General features: G+C 74.1%; 13 protein-coding genes. 4 read left to right on the top strand and 9 right to left on the bottom strand.

Translation table 11 applies throughout. The features are described from left to right. Positions 1 to 6 precede the first annotated feature (6 nt). From murG to mraZ, 9 genes are all read right to left on the bottom strand, one after another. Entirely contained in the window at positions 7 to 1,113 is a 1,107-nt protein-coding gene (gene murG / locus ACSDG8_RS26210) for an undecaprenyldiphospho-muramoylpentapeptide beta-N-acetylglucosaminyltransferase (RefSeq protein WP_013475787.1), read from the bottom strand. Further along, on the bottom strand, positions 1,113 to 2,528 hold the full coding sequence (locus tag ACSDG8_RS26205) for an FtsW/RodA/SpoVE family cell cycle protein (protein ID WP_210897501.1): 1,416 nt from the start codon (positions 2,526 to 2,528) through the stop codon (positions 1,113 to 1,115). Before ACSDG8_RS26205 ends, murG begins: the two co-directional genes overlap by 1 nt. 241 nt (positions 2,529 to 2,769) lie before the next feature. Then, entirely contained in the window at positions 2,770 to 3,894 is a 1,125-nt protein-coding gene (mraY, locus tag ACSDG8_RS26200) for a phospho-N-acetylmuramoyl-pentapeptide-transferase (protein WP_210897321.1), read from the bottom strand. Continuing rightward, positions 3,891 to 5,300 (bottom strand): UDP-N-acetylmuramoyl-tripeptide--D-alanyl-D-alanine ligase, encoded by a 1,410-nt coding sequence (locus ACSDG8_RS26195; protein ID WP_210897319.1) that lies wholly within the window; start codon positions 5,298 to 5,300, stop codon positions 3,891 to 3,893. Before ACSDG8_RS26195 ends, mraY begins: the two co-directional genes overlap by 4 nt. Continuing rightward, the gene (locus ACSDG8_RS26190) at positions 5,297 to 6,859 is read right to left on the bottom strand and encodes a UDP-N-acetylmuramoyl-L-alanyl-D-glutamate--2,6-diaminopimelate ligase (protein WP_210897317.1); all 1,563 of its coding nucleotides are present in this window, start codon (positions 6,857 to 6,859) and stop codon (positions 5,297 to 5,299) included. Before ACSDG8_RS26190 ends, ACSDG8_RS26195 begins: the two co-directional genes overlap by 4 nt. A gap of 52 nt (positions 6,860 to 6,911) precedes the next feature. Then, positions 6,912 to 9,116, bottom strand: coding sequence for a peptidoglycan D,D-transpeptidase FtsI family protein (locus ACSDG8_RS26185; protein WP_210897315.1), 2,205 nt, complete (start codon positions 9,114 to 9,116; stop codon positions 6,912 to 6,914). A 3-nt stretch (positions 9,117 to 9,119) separates the two neighbouring features. Beyond that, complete coding sequence (locus tag ACSDG8_RS26180) at positions 9,120 to 9,701, bottom strand: hypothetical protein (RefSeq protein WP_210897313.1); 582 nt, start codon at positions 9,699 to 9,701, stop codon at positions 9,120 to 9,122. Further along, positions 9,698 to 10,807 carry a 16S rRNA (cytosine(1402)-N(4))-methyltransferase RsmH gene (rsmH, locus tag ACSDG8_RS26175; protein ID WP_210897499.1) on the bottom strand — a complete coding sequence of 370 codons (1,110 nt, stop codon included), beginning with the start codon at positions 10,805 to 10,807 and terminating at the stop codon, positions 9,698 to 9,700. The genes ACSDG8_RS26180 and rsmH overlap by 4 nt, the downstream gene beginning before the upstream one ends. Positions 10,808 to 11,011: 204 nt before the next feature. Continuing rightward, complete coding sequence (gene mraZ / locus ACSDG8_RS26170) at positions 11,012 to 11,443, bottom strand: division/cell wall cluster transcriptional repressor MraZ (protein WP_073831045.1); 432 nt, start codon at positions 11,441 to 11,443, stop codon at positions 11,012 to 11,014. A gap of 355 nt (positions 11,444 to 11,798) precedes the next feature. Here mraZ and ACSDG8_RS26165 point away from each other — a divergent pair, with 355 nt between their 5' ends. Genes ACSDG8_RS26165 through ACSDG8_RS26150 form a run of 4 tightly spaced genes read left to right on the top strand, consistent with a single transcriptional unit; the run spans position 11,799 to position 15,730 of the window. Further along, positions 11,799 to 13,046, top strand: coding sequence for a MurT ligase domain-containing protein (locus ACSDG8_RS26165; RefSeq protein WP_210897497.1), 1,248 nt, complete (start codon positions 11,799 to 11,801; stop codon positions 13,044 to 13,046). Further along, on the top strand, positions 13,036 to 13,758 hold the full coding sequence (locus ACSDG8_RS26160) for a type 1 glutamine amidotransferase (protein WP_210897311.1): 723 nt from the start codon (positions 13,036 to 13,038) through the stop codon (positions 13,756 to 13,758). Before ACSDG8_RS26165 ends, ACSDG8_RS26160 begins: the two co-directional genes overlap by 11 nt. A 29-nt stretch (positions 13,759 to 13,787) precedes the next feature. After that, positions 13,788 to 14,465, top strand: coding sequence for a TVP38/TMEM64 family protein (locus tag ACSDG8_RS26155; protein ID WP_374223575.1), 678 nt, complete (start codon positions 13,788 to 13,790; stop codon positions 14,463 to 14,465). A gap of 50 nt (positions 14,466 to 14,515) precedes the next feature. Then, entirely contained in the window at positions 14,516 to 15,730 is a 1,215-nt protein-coding gene (locus tag ACSDG8_RS26150) for a TolB family protein (protein ID WP_439427300.1), read from the top strand. The last annotated feature ends 15 nt before the right edge of the window (positions 15,731 to 15,745 follow it).

Below are 15,745 nucleotides of genomic sequence, written 5' to 3'. Positions count from 1 at the left end.
CCCGCATCAGCGGGCCACCGCCTCGTAGACGAAGTTCAGCAGCGCCACGTCGCCGTCCCGGCGGCCGTAACCGGCCGCGGCGGCGCCCATCGCGTACAGCCGCTGCGGGTCCCGGATCAGCGGGATCACCGTGCGCTCCAGCCACGCCGGGGTCATCTCGGCGTCGTCGACCAGCAGGCCGCCGCCCGCCTCCACCACCGGCAGCGCGTTGCGCTTCTGCTCCTGGTTGCTGTGCGGGTAGGGCACGTAGATGGTGGGCAGGCCGATCGCGGCCACCTCGGCGCAGGTCATCGCGCCGCCCCGGGCCAGCATCAGGTCGGCGGCGGCGTACCCCAGCTCCATCTCGGACAGGTAGGGCAGCGTGACGTACGGCACCGGCAGGTCGGTGGGCACCGAGACCGGCTCGTTGCGGGCGCCGATGACGTGCAGCACCTGCACGCCGTTGCGGGCCAGCTCCTTCGCCGCGCCGGAGACGGCCAGGTTGATCGAGCGGGCGCCCTGCGAGCCGCCGGCGACGAAGAGCACCGGCAGGTCGGGACGGAGTCCGAAGTGGGCGCGGGCGGCGTCACGCAGGGCCGCCCGGTCCAGCCCGGCGATGCCCCGGCGCAGCGGCACCCCGACCACCCGGGCGTCGCGCAGCGCCTCGGCCTGGGCCGGCTGGTGCGGGAAGCCCACCGCGACGTTCTTGGTGAACTTCATCCCGAGCCGGTTCGCCACGCCCGGCGGCACGTTCACCTCGTGGATGACGATCGGCAGCTCCCGCCGCCACGCGGCCAGGTAACCGGGCACCGAGACGTACCCGCCGAAGCCGACCACGGCGTCGGCCTGGACCTCGTCGATCACCTTGCCCGCGGCGCGGGCCGCCTTCCACATCCGGTCCGGGGTACGCACCAGGCTCATGTTCACCGACCGGGGCAGCTGGTACGCCGGGATCTGCCGCAGGTCGTAGCCGGCCGGCGGGATCAGCTCGTTCTCCAGCCCCTTGGGTGTGCCCAGACAGGTGATCCGGACGCTCGGGTCGTGTCGGCGCAGGCAGTCGGCGAAGGCGAGCAGCGGGTAGATGTGCCCGCCCGTACCCCCTCCGCAGAGCACCACCGAACGCAGCGGACCCATCAGCGTCTCCTCTCGCTCGCCGCGCCGGCGCGCGCCCGGTCGGACCGGGCGCCGCGGGGCGCGGCCTGGTCGTCCTGCCGCCGCTGCCGGGACCGGGGCACGGACCCTCGGTCGGCCGGAGGCGGCGCCGGTCGGCGGCGCCGGCCGGGAAGCGGCGGCAACGGGGCCCACACTAGTCGGACCCATCGGGCGGGCGGACGGGCATGCAGCGCTCGCGCCGCGTCCGGCTCGGCGCGGGCGAACGAGGCGAGCATGCCGATCGCGGCCAGCGTCACCACGAGGGCGCTGCCGCCGTCGGAGATGAACGGCAGCGGTACGCCGGTCAGCGGCAGCAGCCCGGTCACGCCACCGATGTTGATGACGGCCTGGCCGACCAGCCAGGCGGTCACGCCCGCGGCGGCGAGCCGGCGGAACGGGTCCTCGACCCGGCGGGCGATGCGCATGCCGGTGTACGCGAGCACGGCGAACAGCACCAGGATCACGGTGCAGCCGACCACGCCCAGTTCCTCGGCGACGATGGCGAAGATGAAGTCGTTGTGTGCCTCGGGCAGCCAGTTCCACTTCAGTGAGCTCTGGCCCAGGCCGACGCCGAACCAGCCGCCGTTGCCGATCGCGTAGCGGGCCTGCACGAGCTGGTAGCAGTTCGGCAGCTCCTGCTCGAAGCAGGTCCGCGGCGACGGCGGGTCGAGCCACATGGTGAGGCGGCCGAGCCGGTAGTTGTCGGCGCCCCGGGAGCCGGAGCCGGCGCCGAGCGAGGCCGCGGCCACCAGCAGGCCGATGCCGGCCAGACCGATCGCGGTGAGCGCGGCGAAGACCCGGGTCCGCACGCCGGCCGCCCAGAGCAGCCCGACCACGAGCGCGAGCAGGCACAGCATGCTGCCCAGGTCGTTGAAGCCGACCAGGACGAACAGCAGGCCGACCACCGGGAACAGCGGCGTGGCCAGTTCCTTCCACCAGCCCAGCGCCGCGCCCTTGCGGGCCAGCACGTGCGCCGCCCACAGCACCAGCGCGAACTTCGCCACCTCGACCGGTTGCAGCGAGATCGGGCCGAGGGACAGCGAGAGGAGTTCGGCCCGCAGCGGCCCGATCGACGTCACCCCGAACAGCGAGTTCAGCGCGACGAACAGGTTGAGCGTGAGCAGCAGCGCCACCGCCACGCCGAGCGCGGGGCGGCTCACCGCCCGGAAGGTGCGCGCGGGCAGCCGCTGGCAGGCCCAGAACGCGCCGATGCCGATCACCGCGAACACGGCCTGCTTGGTCAGCGACGCGGACGCGTCGCCGCCCTCGGCGAAGTCCTTCACGCTCGTGGCGGAGAAGACCATGGTGAGGCCGATCAGCAGCAGCAGGCCGGCGCTGGACAGCAGCAGGTAGTACGACGCAAGCGGCCGCGCCAGCAGGCCGCGCAGCGCGGCCAGGCCACCGGCCGGATCCCAGCGCGCCGCGGGCGGGTCGGCCGGAGGCGTGGCCGCCGGGGCACGGCGGGCCGGCGGGTCGGTGGTCACCTGGTTGTCTCGTCCCTCCCCCACAGGCCCATCATTGCCGCTCGGCCCGCCCGCCCGTGGCGCAACCGCCCGGTCGGCGTGTCGGATCTGAAGGAAGGGCCCCTTATTAACAGACGTCTGTTAATAAGGGGCCCTTCCTTACACCGCGGGGGCGTCAGCTCACCGCGGCGAGGAACTCGCTGTAGAACAGGCCCAGCGCGATGGCCACGCCGATGCCGGCGATGATCCAGAACCGGACCACGATGTTGACCTCGCTCCAGCCGGCCAGCTCGAAGTGGTGCTGCAACGGCGACATCCGGAACACGCGCTTGCCGGTGGTGCGGAACGAGATGATCTGGATGACCACGGACATGGTGACGATCACGAACAGGCCGCCCAGGATCGGCAGCAGCAGGATCGTGCGGGTGGACATCGCCATGCCGGCGATCAGCCCGCCGAGCCCGAGCGCGCCGGTGTCGCCCATGAAGATCCGCGCCGGGGAGGTGTTCCACCACAGGAAGCCCACGCACGCGCCGGCCGCCGCGCCGGCGATCAGCGCGATCTCCAGCGGGTCGCGCACCGTGTAGCAGTACGCCTCGGTGTAGTTCGGGTCGGCGCACCAGTGCCGGTACTGCCAGAACGCGATCAGCGCGTACGCCGCGAGCACCATCACCGAGGCGCCGGTGGCCAGGCCGTCCAGGCCGTCGGTGAGGTTGACGCCGTTGGTGGCCGCCATCACCACCATGATGATGACGATCACCGAGCCGATCTTGCCGATCTCCAGCGCCGGGATGTCCCGGATGAAGCTCAGCGTGGTGCTGGCCACCGTCTCGGTGTTCGTCGCGTTTCCGCCGGCGTCGGTCATGCTCGACGGGAAGTAGAGCGCGACCACGCCGAAGACCGCGCCGACCAGGATCTGCCCGGCCAGCTTGCCCCGCTTGTTGAGGCCGCCGCTGTGCCGCTTGCGCACCTTCAGGAAGTCGTCGATGAAGCCGACCGCGCCGGAGAACACCATCAGCCCCAGCAGCACCAGCGCCGTGATGGTCGGCTCGACCTGCGCGATCTGCGCGTCCGGCAGCGTGGTCAGGGCCAGGTGCCCGGCGACGTACGCGATGACTGTGGCCAGGATGAAGACCACGCCGCCCATCGTCGGCGTGCCCTTCTTGCCCTGGTGCATGGCCGGGCCCTCGGCCCGGATCGGCTGCCCGGCCTTGAGCCGGGTGAACACCTTGATCGCGATCGGGGTGCCGAACAGCGAGATCAGGAACGCGACGCCGATGGCGACGATGACCGCCCTCATGCGGCGCCGCCCTCCGTCGCACCCTCCCGGGCGTCCGCGCGCAGCGCGTCGGCCACCTCCCAGGTCCGGTACCGGGAGCCCTTCACCAGCACCACGTCTCCCGGACGCAGCTCGCTCCGCAGCACCTCGACGGCCGCCGCCTGATCGGTGAGCAGCACCGACTCTCCTCCCCAATTGCCTACCGCTGTCGCGCCCTCGTGGATCGGCGCCGCCGGCTCGCCCACCACGAGCAGCCGGTCCACTCCCAGTTCGGCCGCGAGCCGGCCGACCTGCTGATGCCCCTCCCGTTCGAAGTCGCCCAGCTCTGCCATGTAGCCGAGCACCGCGACCGTACGCCCCTCGCCGCGCATGCTGGCCAACGCCCGCAGCGCCACGCCGGTGGAGGCCGGGTTCGCGTTGTACGAGTCGTCGATCACGGTCACCCCGTCGGGACGCTCGAAGACGTCCATCCGCCGGGTGGAGACCAGGCCCAGCTCGTTCAGCGCCGCCGCCAGGTCGGGCAGCGCGAGGCCCAGCTCCCGGCCGACCGCCGCCGCGGCGAGCGAGTTGGAGACCTGGTGCCGGCCGGTCAGCCCGAGCCGCACCAGCGCGCTCCCCTCCGGGGTGACCAGGGTGTACGACGGCCGGCCCCGGCCGTCGAGCGTCACGTCCACGGCGCGCACGTCGGCGCGCTCCGACTCGCCGTAGCGCACCACCCGGGCCCGGGTACGCGCCGACATCGCGTCGACCCGCGGGTCGTCGGCGTTGAGCACCGCCAGCCCGTCGGAGGGCAGCGCCTCGACCAGTTCCCCCTTGGCGAGCGCGATGGTCTCCACCGAGCCGAACTCGCCCAGGTGCGCCACGCCGACGTTGAGCACCACCGAGATCCGGGGCGGCACGACCTCGCACAGGTAGCGGACGTGCCCCACCCCGCGGGCGCCCTTCTCCATCACCAGGTAACGGGTCTCCGGGGTGGCCTGCAGCGCCGTGTACGGGTGTCCCAGCTCGTTGTTGAACGAGCCGGGCGGGGCCACTGTCGGGCCGAGCCGCACCGCGAGCTGAGCGATCAGGTCCTTGGTGGTGGTCTTGCCGGACGAGCCGGTCAGCCCGATCACGGTGAGCCCGGGCAGCCGGTCGACCACGGCGCGGGCCAGCCGGCCCATCGCGTCGAGCGCGTCGCCGACGAGCACCATCGGCACGCCCGGCACCTCCCGGGTGCCGAGCACCGCCACCGCGCCCGAGGAGATCGCGCCGGCCGCGTAGTCGTGGCCGTCCACCCGCTCGCCCGGGAACGCCACGAAGAGCCCGCCCGGGGTGACCTTGCGGGAGTCGAACTCCACGGTCCCGGTGACCCGGGCGTCCGGGTCGGCGCCGGCCAGCCGGCCGTCGACGGCGTCGGCCACCTCGGCCAGCGTCAGCGGGATCACCGCTGACCCACCGGGTCGCCGAAGCGGGCGCGCAGCGCCGCCGCCAACTCCACCCGGTCGTCGAACGGCAGCACCTCGCCGCCGATCTCCTGGCCGCGTTCCTGGCCCTTGCCCAGCACCGCCACCACGTCACCCGGTTCGGCCACCCGGACCGCCTCCTCGATCGCCGCCCGCCGCCCGGGCACCTCGATGACGCGGGCCGGGGTCGCGGCGGCGTACGCGCCGGCCAGCACCTCGGCCCGGATCGCGGCCGGCTCCTCGGTCCGCGGGTTGTCGTCGGTCACCAGCACCACGTCGGCGCCGCGCGCGGCCACGCCGCCCATCACCGGCCGCTTGCCCCGGTCCCGGTCGCCGCCGGCGCCGAGCACGCAGATCAGCCGGCCGCCGGTCAGGTCGCGCAGCGCGGTCAGCACCGCCTCGATCGCGTTGGCCTTGTGCGCGTAGTCGACCACCCCGCGTACCGGGGCGTCGCCGCTGACCAGTTCCAGCCGGCCGGGCACGCCACCGCAGGCGGCCACGCCTCGCGCCGCGGTCTGCGCGTCTACCCCGACGGCGACCAGGAGCGCGACGGCCAGCAGCGCGTTCGCCACGTTGTGCCGGCCGGGCAGCGCCACGCCGGTGGGCAGCGTGAGCCCGTCCGGCCCGTGCAGCGTGAAGCGCTGCGCGTACCCCTCGCCGTCGACCCCGTCGGCCCACCAGGTCGCGGCCGGGTCGCCGGCCGCCGAGTAGGTGACGGTGCCCGGCTTGTGCAGCGGGCGCAGCGCCGGGTCGTCGTGGTTGAGCACCTCGACCCGGCAGCGGCCGTCGAACAGCTTCGCCTTGGCCGCGAAGTAGTCGGCCTCGTCGGCGTGGAAGTCCAGGTGGTCGGAGCCGAAGTTGGTGTAGCCGCCGACGTCGAACCGGACCCCGCCGACCCGGCCCATGGCGAGGGCGTGGCTGGACACCTCCATGACCACGGTGTCCACCCCGTGCTCGCGGGCCACCGCGAGCATGGCGTGCAGGTCGGTGGCCTCCGGGGTGGTCCGGACGCTGTCGATCACCAGGTCGCCGAGGCGGGTCTCCACGGTGCCGATCAGGCCGGTGACGCGCCCGGCGGCGCGCAGCCCGGACTCGACCAGGTAGCTGGTGGACGTCTTGCCGGCGGTGCCGGTCACGCCGATCACGGTCAGCCCGGCGGTCGGGTCGCCGTAGACCGTCGCGGCCACCTCGCCGAGCGCCTCGCGCGGGTCGTCGACGACGAGCACGGGCAGGTCCGTGCCGGCGGCCAGCGCCACGCCGGCCGGGTCGGTGAGCAGCGCCACCGCGCCCGCCTCGGCGGCGGCGGCGGCGAACTCCGCGCCGTGGCGCCGGGCGCCGGGCAGGGCCGCGTACAGGTCGCCGGGGCGGACCTCCTGGCTGGCGTGGGTCACGCCGGTGACAGCCACCTCGGCGGCCCCCTCCGGCGGGGTCACCGCCACGCGGGCGGCGAGGTCGCCGAGCCGTACGGGAAGCACGGTGGCGGGACGTGGATTGCCGGGCACGGCGTCAGACCCTACCCGGTCGTCCGGTTCCGACCGCACAGCCGCCCCGGTGGTTCGTCGCCACTCACCGATGATGTCCCGCCGTCCCCGCTCAGCGCGGAAAGACCTCGAACTTCGGGGACTTGTTGGTCAGCGACGGCGGCACCCGGTAGTGGCGGAGAGTGAAGCCCATCATCTCCCGGAACGCGGGCGCGGCCACCGCGCCACCACCGCCGCCGGGGCTCCAGACGAAGACCGCCACCACGTACCGGGGGTTCTCCGCCGGGGCCATGCCGATGAACGAGCCGACCTCGCCGGGCTGCTGCTTGCCGTTGTCGTAGCGCAGCCCGGTGCCGGTCTTTCCGGCCACCCGGTAGCCGGGCACGGCGGCGGCCAGCCCAGTGGCCTGCCCGTCCGGGCCGTCGACGGTGGTGACCGCCTCCATCATCCGGCGCAGCGCGGCCGCGTTGGCCGGGCTGAGCACGGACCGGGTGGTCGGCTTCGCGGCGGGGCTGCGATCGCCGTCCGCGCCGACGGTCTCCTTGACCAGGTGCGGCTGCACGTACGTGCCGTTGTTGGCGATCGCGGCGTACGCGGCAGCCATCTGCAGCGGCGTGGCGTCCACGCTGTGCCCGATCGGCACCGACCCGTACGCCGAGCCGCTCCACTGGTCGGGCGGGAGCAGCCGGCCGGGCGCCTCACCCGGCATGCCCTCACCTGTCGCCTGGCCCAGCCCGAACCGCTTCTGGTAGTCGAACAGCCGTTCCTTGCCCAGCCGCTCGCCGATCTCGATGGTGCCGACGTTCGACGAGAAGGCGAGCATGCCGGGGATGCTCAGGGTGCGTCCGCCGACCGGGTGGGTGTCGCGGAAGGTGACCCCGCCCCGTTCGATGGTGTTGGCGACCGGGAACGCGGTGTCCGGGGTGATCACGCCTTCCTGGAGCGCCGCGCCGAAGGTGATCGCCTTGTGGATCGAGCCCGGGTCGACCACGAACGTGGTGGCCGCGTCGTCCCGGTCCGACGGCGAGGTGACCTTGGTGGGGTTGGCCGCGTCGTACGTCGGCTGGCTGGCCTGGGCCAGCACCTCACCGCTGGGGATCTCGATGATCACCGCCGCGCCGACGCTGCCCTTCACCTTCTCCGTCTGCTTCGCCAGGATCCGCTGCGTCATGAACTGCAGGTCCCGGTCGACTGTGAGTTGCAGCGAGCTGCCCGGCTTCGGCTGGGTGGTCCGGCTGTAGCCGCCCGGGATGGGCGCGGCCAGGTCGCCCTGGCCCACCTCGTAGGTCCGTTTGCCGGCCTGTCCCCGCAGCACCTCGTCGTACCTGGCCTCCAGCCCTTCCAGGCCGTTCATGTCCTGGCTGACGAAGCCGAGCAGGTTGGCGGCCAGGTCGCCGCCGGGCACCTCGCGCCGCTCGTCGCGGTGCACGTTGATGCCGGCCAGGTCGAGCGCCATGATCTTCTTCGCGGTGCTGATCTCGACGCCCCGGGCCAGGTAGACGAACTGCAACGGGGTGTCGGTGCCGGGCAGGGTGCGCTCGCGCATCTTCTCGGCCAGATCCGAGACGGGCACGCCGAGCAGCGGGGACAGCTGGCGCGCGGTGGCGAACCGGTCCTTGACCCGGGTCGGGTCGGCGAACACGTACCGGGCCTCGACGCTGTGCGCCAGCGGCTCGCCGTTGCGGTCGAGGATCGCCCCGCGCGGGGCCGGCAGCTCGACCACGGCGAGCCGGTTGGGCAGGCCGCCGTCGGCGTACGCCGGGGTGTCGACGGCCTGGAGGTAGACCAGCCGCACGCCGATGCTGGCGAACAACGTCAGCGCCAGCAGCGTGCCGAGGCGCAGCCGCCGGCGCGGGTCGCCGAGTCGCGGCGGCCGGCGCGGCTTGCGGACCGGGCGGCGCGGCTGGGCGGCCGGTCGGCGCGGCTGGGACCGGCGGCGCGGCGGCGGCGGCGCGTCGTCCTCGTCGTCGAACGGCTCCCGCACCGGGCGGGACGAGACGGTCCGCACCACGCCCGCGCGGGTGGCCCGGCGGCCGGTCCGGCCGCCGTCACCCGCGGCCTCGCGTGTGCCGCCGCGCCCGGTCCGGCCGCCGTCGAGCACCTGCAACGCGGGCCGGAACGGGTCGCCGGACCGGGTGCTGCGGGGGGTACGCCGTTGCTCGGCGCCGCCGCCCTCGCGCACGGTCCGCCCGCGTGGGGTGTACGCCCGGGCGTCGGAGATCCCGCCGAGGCCCGGCTCGCGCGGCTCCGACCCCCGCGACGATCCGCGCCGGGAGCCCGTGGCGTCCCGGCGCGGATCCTCCGATCTCGGCGGCACCGCTCAGCCTCCGTTGCCCTGCTGACTGGTGACGGACGGGGCGCCCTGGGCGGGGTGCGGCACCCCGATGGTCTGCCCGTCCGGCAGCCGGATGTAGGCCGGGTCCTCGGACTCGACCAGGCCCAGCTTGCGGGCGTTGGCGGTCAGGTTGCCCGGCGCCTTCTGCTCCGCGATCTCCTTCTTCAGCTCCTGCTCGTCCACGTCGAGCTTGGCCTGCTGCTGCTGGAGCTTCTCCAGCTTGAAGGCGTTCTCGTTGATCTTGGTGTTGACGGCCAGGATGCCCAGCACCCCACCGACCACGAGCACCAGGATCAGTGCGACGAAGGGCGCCCGGGGCACCCGGATCGGCGCCGGCGGGGCGACCCGCAGGCGCGGCGCCGGCGTGCCGGTGACCCGGGTCCGCTCGGCCGGACGCAGGGCGGCGCTGCCCTGCGTCGGGAACTCGCGCGCCCCCCGGGCGCGAGTGTCCTCCCGGCGGTCGGTCGAAGTCGTGTCCCGCGTGGTGCGCTGCGCCGCGGTCCGGCCCCCCGACCGCGGTGCGCGCTGCCCGACGGCTCCCCGGCCGTCGCGCTTCTCGACGTTCATGTCCCCTCCCCCTCCTCGTCCGTCCCGATCCCGTCCCCCGGGGCCGACGCGGGGTCCGCCACGGACCCCGGTGACCCCGTCCCCGGTTGGTGCATCGCCTTCACCCGGCGGCGGTACCGTTCGCGGTCGGTACACCCCTGCTGGGCCGCCTCCGGGTCGAGCCTTTCCGCGGCCCGCAGCCGCACCGAGGCGGCGCGCGGGTTCGCGGCCACCTCCGCCTCCCCGGGCAGCTCGGCGCCCCGGCTCAACAGCCGGAACGTCGGGCCCGACCCGGGCAGTTCGACCGGGAGGTCGACCGGGCCCTTACTGCGGACCCGGTCGGCGAGCGCGTGCTTGGTGAGCCGGTCCTCCAGCGAGTGGTAGGACAGGACCACCATGCGGCCGCCCACTGTGAGCTTGTCCAGAGCGGCCGGCAGCGCTGTCTCCAGCGCTGCCAGCTCTCTGTTTACCTCGATCCTCAAAGCCTGAAACGTTCTCTTTGCCGGGTGTCCACCGGTTCGTCGCGCCGGTGCCGGAATGCTCTCCCGGACCAGCTCGGCCAGCCGGGCCGACGACGTGATCCGGGCCCGCTCCCGTTCGCGGATGATCGCCGAGGCGATCTTCCCGGCGAACTTCTCCTCGCCGTACACCCGCAGCAGGCGGGCCAGGTCCGGGTGGGAGTAGGTGTTGACGACCTCCTCGGCGGTCACTCCCCGGGTCTGGTCCATCCGCATGTCCAGCGGCGCGTCCTGCGCGTACGCGAACCCGCGGTCGGGCGCGTCGAGTTGCAGGGACGAGACGCCGAGGTCGAACAGCACCCCGTCGATCGCCGGGTAACCGAGCCGGTCGAGCACCTCGGGCAGCTCGTCGTAGACGGCGTGCTCCAGGTGGATCCGGTCGGCGAACCGGGCCAGGCGGACCCGCGCGTGGGCGAGCGCCTCGGTGTCCCGGTCCAGGCCGATCAGCACCGTGTCCGGATGCGCCGTGAGCACCGCCTCGGCGTGCCCGGCCAGGCCGAGCGTGGCGTCGACGTGGACGGTGCGACCGGGCCGGCCCAGTGCGGGGGCCAGCAGCTCGAGACACCGCTCGAGCAGCACCGGCACGTGCGTGCCGCGTAGCTCCCCCATCTCGACCCCCACCCCGTTCGCCAACCGTTCCCTCACGTGTCCGTCGTCGCCACGACGCCTCGCCATACCGCCAGATCCCCATCCGCTCCCGCCCGCCGGAGGCCGCGGCCCTCCGTGTCGGATCGTGCGCCTGGCACCGGGGAAGGGGTGCCAGGAACTCGAAAGCGGCTGGAGATCTCGCAGTACGTCGGGCGCCGTCACGCCCTACAGACCGCCGGGCAGCACCCCCTCCTCGATGTCGGCGAAGTCGTCTTCGCTCTCCGCGAGGTAGGCCTCCCAGGCCGCCCTGTCCCAGATCTCCACCCGGGTGCTCGCCCCGATCACGACCAGATCCCGGTCCAGTGCCGCGTACGACCGCAGGTGGCCGGGAATGGTGACCCGCCCCTGCTTGTCCGGCACCTCGTCGTGCGCGCTGGCGAAGAAGACCCGGCTGTAGGCCCGGGCCGCCTTGCTCGTCATCGGCTGCGCGCGCAACTGGTCGGCGATCCGCTGGAACTCGGGCATCGGGAAGACGTAGAGACAGCGCTCCTGCCCTTTGGTGATCACGACACCCCCCGCCAGTTCGTCCCGGAACTTCGCCGGCAGGATCAACCGGCCTTTGTCGTCCAGGCGCGGAGTGTGGGTGCCGAGGAACATCGGCCCAACCCCCTCGCCCTGAGCGGCGTTCGCGGCGCCGCTGACCCCCCGGGCCGGTGTGGCCCTCCCGGCCTCACCATCGCGCCCCACTCTACTCCACTTCCCTCCACCTGCAACCAGAATCGCCCGCGTGGCGTGGCGTTTCCGCGCGCAAAACCGCACGTCAACGTGGGTGGGGCGCGGTGGAGGAGGTGGGGAGCGCCCGGCACCGTCCGCTACCCGACATCGACCGACGCCGTCCGGCCCAGCGCGCTCCGGCCGTCCGCCGGGCCGTCCCCGGCCGAACGGTTCGCCGTCGGCGGCGATCTGGTGGGGGTGGCGGTCCGGTAACCTCGCTCGCGTGACGGACGCGAAGATGCCCTTGCGGGCAAAGGTGGCCAGCTCCGTGTCGCGCACCGCCGCGGCGCTGTCGCGGGCCGCGGGCCGTGGCGACGGATCGGTGATCGGCGGCTGGATCGGCCTCAAGATCGACCCGGACCTGCTCGCCCACCTCTCGGCCGGGCGGGCCATCGCCCTGGTGTCCGGCACCAACGGCAAGACCACCACCACCCGGCTCACCACCGCCGCAGTCGGCGTGCTGGGGCGGGTCGCCACCAACTCCTTCGGCGCGAACATGCCCACCGGCCACACCTCGGCGCTGGCAAAGGCCGGCAGCACGCCGTACGCGGTGCTGGAGGTGGACGAGCACTACCTCGCCCAGGTGCTGGAGGCGACCGAGCCGCACGTGGTGGCGCTGCTCAACCTCTCCCGCGACCAGCTCGACCGGGCCAAGGAGGTCGCCATGATGGCGCAGCTCTGGCGCGCCGCCCTGGTCCGGCACCCGCGGGTACGGGTGGTCGCCAACGCCGACGACCCGATGGTGGTGTGGGCCGCCTGCCCGCCGGCCGACCCGGCCCAGGGCCACGTGCCGCCGCACGTCACCTGGTTCAGCGCCGGGCAGCGCTGGCACGACGACTCCTGGGTCTGCCCCGAGTGCGGCTCCACCATCCAGCGCTCCGGTGAGCAGTGGTGGTGCACCGGCTGCCCGCTGCGCCGCCCCGAGCCGAACTGGACGGTCGAGGACGACGGCGTGCTCGACCCCACCGGCGCCTGGCACAAGATCCAGCTCCAGCTTCCCGGCAAGGTCAACCTCGGCAACGCGGCCACCGCCCTCGCGGTCGCCGCCGAGTTCGGCGTACGCCCGGTGGACGCGGTCTCCCGGCTCGGCAGCGTCACCTCGGTGGCCGGCCGCTACGCCCAGGTGGACCGCGACGGGCGCAACATCCGGCTGCTGCTGGCGAAGAACCCGGCGAGCTGGCTGGAGGCGTTCGACATGGCCGACGTCGCGCCGACACTGCTGTCCATCAACGCGCGCGACCCCGACGGGCTGGACACGTCCTGGCTGTTCGACGTGGACTTCTCCCCGCTGACCGGCCGGCAGGTGCTGATCACCGGCGACCGGGCGTACGACCTGGCGGTGCGGCTGGAGGTCAACGGCGTGCCGTTCCAGCACGTCCGCAGCTTCGACGACGCCGTCCGCGCGGTGCCGCCGGGCCGGCTGGAGGTCATCGCCAACTACACCGCCTTCCAGGACATCCGAGCGGAGCTGGACCGTGTCAACTGAGAGCCTGCGCATCGTCTGGATCTATCCCGACCTGCTGTCCACCTACGGCGACCGGGGCAACGCGCTGATCCTGGCCCGCCGGGCCCAGCTGCGCGGCATGCCGGTCGAGGTGCTGGAGGTCCGCTCCGACCAGCGGCTGCCCGCCACCGCCGACATCTACCTGATCGGCGGCGGCGAGGACGGCCCGCAGGCGCTGGGCGCCCAGCGCCTGATCGCCGACGGCGGCCTGCACCGGGCGGTGGCCCAGGGCTCGGTGGTCTTCGGCGTCTGCGCCGGCTACCAGCTGCTCGGCACCTCCTTCTTCGCCAAGGGCACCCGCTGCGCCGGCCTGGAACTGCTCGACCTCTCCTCCGACCGCGGTCCCACCCGGGCCGTCGGCGAGCTGGCCGGCGAGGTCGACCCGCGGCTGGGCATCCCGCACCTGTCCGGGTTCGAGAACCACGGCGGCCGTACCCACCTCGGCCCGGGCGTGTCCCCGCTGGCCCGGGTCACCGCGGGCGTCGGCAACGACGGCGCCACCGAGGGCGCGTGGCGGGGCAAGCTGCTCGGCACCTACTCGCACGGCCCGGCGCTGGCGCGCAACCCCGACCTGGCGGACCTGCTGCTGCGCTGGGCCACCGGCATCCACCAGCTTCCCCCGCTCGACGACACCTGGGCCGACCGGCTCCGCTCCGAGCGCCGCGCCGCGGTGGCCGCCGCCCCGAGGCCGTGACCGACGCCGCCCGGCCGGGGCGGCGACCGGTGGCCCGCCGGCTCGCCGGGTTGCTGCGGCAGCCCTCGGCGCGCCGGTTCGGGCTGCTTCTGCTGCTGCTCGCCGGGTTCGGCGTGACGCTGCTGCTGGTGCCCCGGCCGGACCCGGCCGACCTGCCCCGGCTCGCCGACTCGCTCGGCGACTACGGCCCGCCCGCGGCGGTGATCGGCGGCGCGCTGCTGCTGGTGGCGCTGGTGCCGCGCACGTTCGTCACGCTGGCCGCCGGCGCGATCTTCGGCCCGGTGCAGGGCGCCGCGTACGCGCTCGGCGCGGCGCTGCTCGCGGCGGCCATCGGCTTCACGGTGGGCCGGGTGCTCGGGCGCGACTTCGTCGCCGAGCGGGTCCGCGGCCGGCTGGCCCGCCTCGACGGCTGGTTCGCCCGGCAGAGCGTCGTCGGCGTGATCACCGTACGGCTGCTGCCGATCGCCGGTTTCGGCCTGGTCAGCTACGGCTACGGCACCACCGCCGCCCGGGTGGCGCCGTTCCTGGCCGGCAGTGTGATCGCCTCCGCCCCCACCGCCATCGGGTACGCGGCGATCGGCGCCGCCGCGACCAGTCCCGGGTCGATCAACTGGTACGCCGCCGCGCCGGCCAGCCTCGGCCTGATCGCCAGCGTGCTGCTGGTCCACCGATGGTGGCGGGCGGAACGGCGACGCCGCGCGACCTGACCCGCGCGCCGGGCCCGGCCCGTTGCCCGCGCTGCCTACCATTCGCGGGCATGAGGCTCCCGCCCCGCGCCGCGACCCGCTCCCGGACCCCGGCCGTCCTCGCGGCGGCCCTCACGGCGACGCTGCTCACCGCGTGCGTCCCGGACAACGTGGCCCTCCCCTCGGGAACCGAGCACCTGCCCTCGTCGCAGGTGACCGCCGCGCCGGGTAGCGACTTCTGCCCGGTCGCCGTGCCGCAGAGCTGGCAGGACGCGTTCCGGGACGGTCGCCTGCCGCGGAAGCCCGGGGAACGGTGGGTGGCGCTCGCCCCGGCGCCGGACGGCCGCTCCGCGTTCGCCACGGTGCAGCGCGACGGCCTCCCGGCGCTGCTGGTCAAGCAGGAGCGCAACGGCGACCGGCGGATCGTGACCACCATGCCGGACCGGTTCACCCTCCCGCTGCTGGGGGAGTTCGACGGTCGTTGGCTGGTCTACGCGCGCACCGACCTCCGCCGGCCCGCGCCGCACGCGGGTGGTGACGCCGAGATCTTCGTCTGGGACGCGCAGACGGGGGGTGAGCCGCGGCAGGTCACCGGCGCCGTGCAGGGTGCCCGTCCGTTCCACCTGTACGACGGGAAACTCGCCGTGACCCGGGTCGTCGACCAGTACCGGACCGAGGTGGCCGTGCACGACCTGGCGGCCGGAACGGCCCGCAGGGTGGCCGTCGGCCGGGTGAGCGCCGTCGGGTTCCGCGGCGCCGACCTGCTCTGGCACAACTGGTCGGAGCGCCGTCTGAACACCTTCCGTCCGAGCGGGAGCACGGTCTCCCGGCACGGGGCCTTCCTCGGCCGGGTCGAAGCGCCGGACATGACGACCGACGGCCGTACCATGGCCTGGATCTCCCCGGGCGAGGGTGAGCTGAACGTCTGGCGGTGGGACTGGAACGGACCCGTCCGGGTCCTGTCGGCGGCGCTGTCCACCCCGGTACCGGCGTCCGGCGGGCCCGCTGTCCCGCCGAGCCCCGTGCCCCCGGCCGGCGGCGCCGTGAGCCGGGTCGCCAGACCCGCGGTCGTCGGCGACCTGGTGGTCTTCCAGTACAACCTGGGCTGGTACGTGGCCGACCTGCGGACCGGCTCGTACGCCCGGCTGACCGCGGACCACGCCGAGGCGGCGGTCTCGGGCTCGGCGCTGCTGATGAACCAGGACGACAACTCCGTCCCGGCGGAACGGCACGCGTACTCGCTGCTGCTCCTCGACCGGCTGCCGCCGCTGCCGGCATGCCCGTGACGCGTCGCGGGCATG

Origin of the sequence: Micromonospora sp. LA-10 (assembly GCF_051853095.1) — a bacterium.
Lineage (GTDB): Bacteria > Actinomycetota > Actinomycetes > Mycobacteriales > Micromonosporaceae > Micromonospora > Micromonospora echinospora_A.
This window is presented reverse-complemented; position numbering and strand designations above follow the sequence as displayed.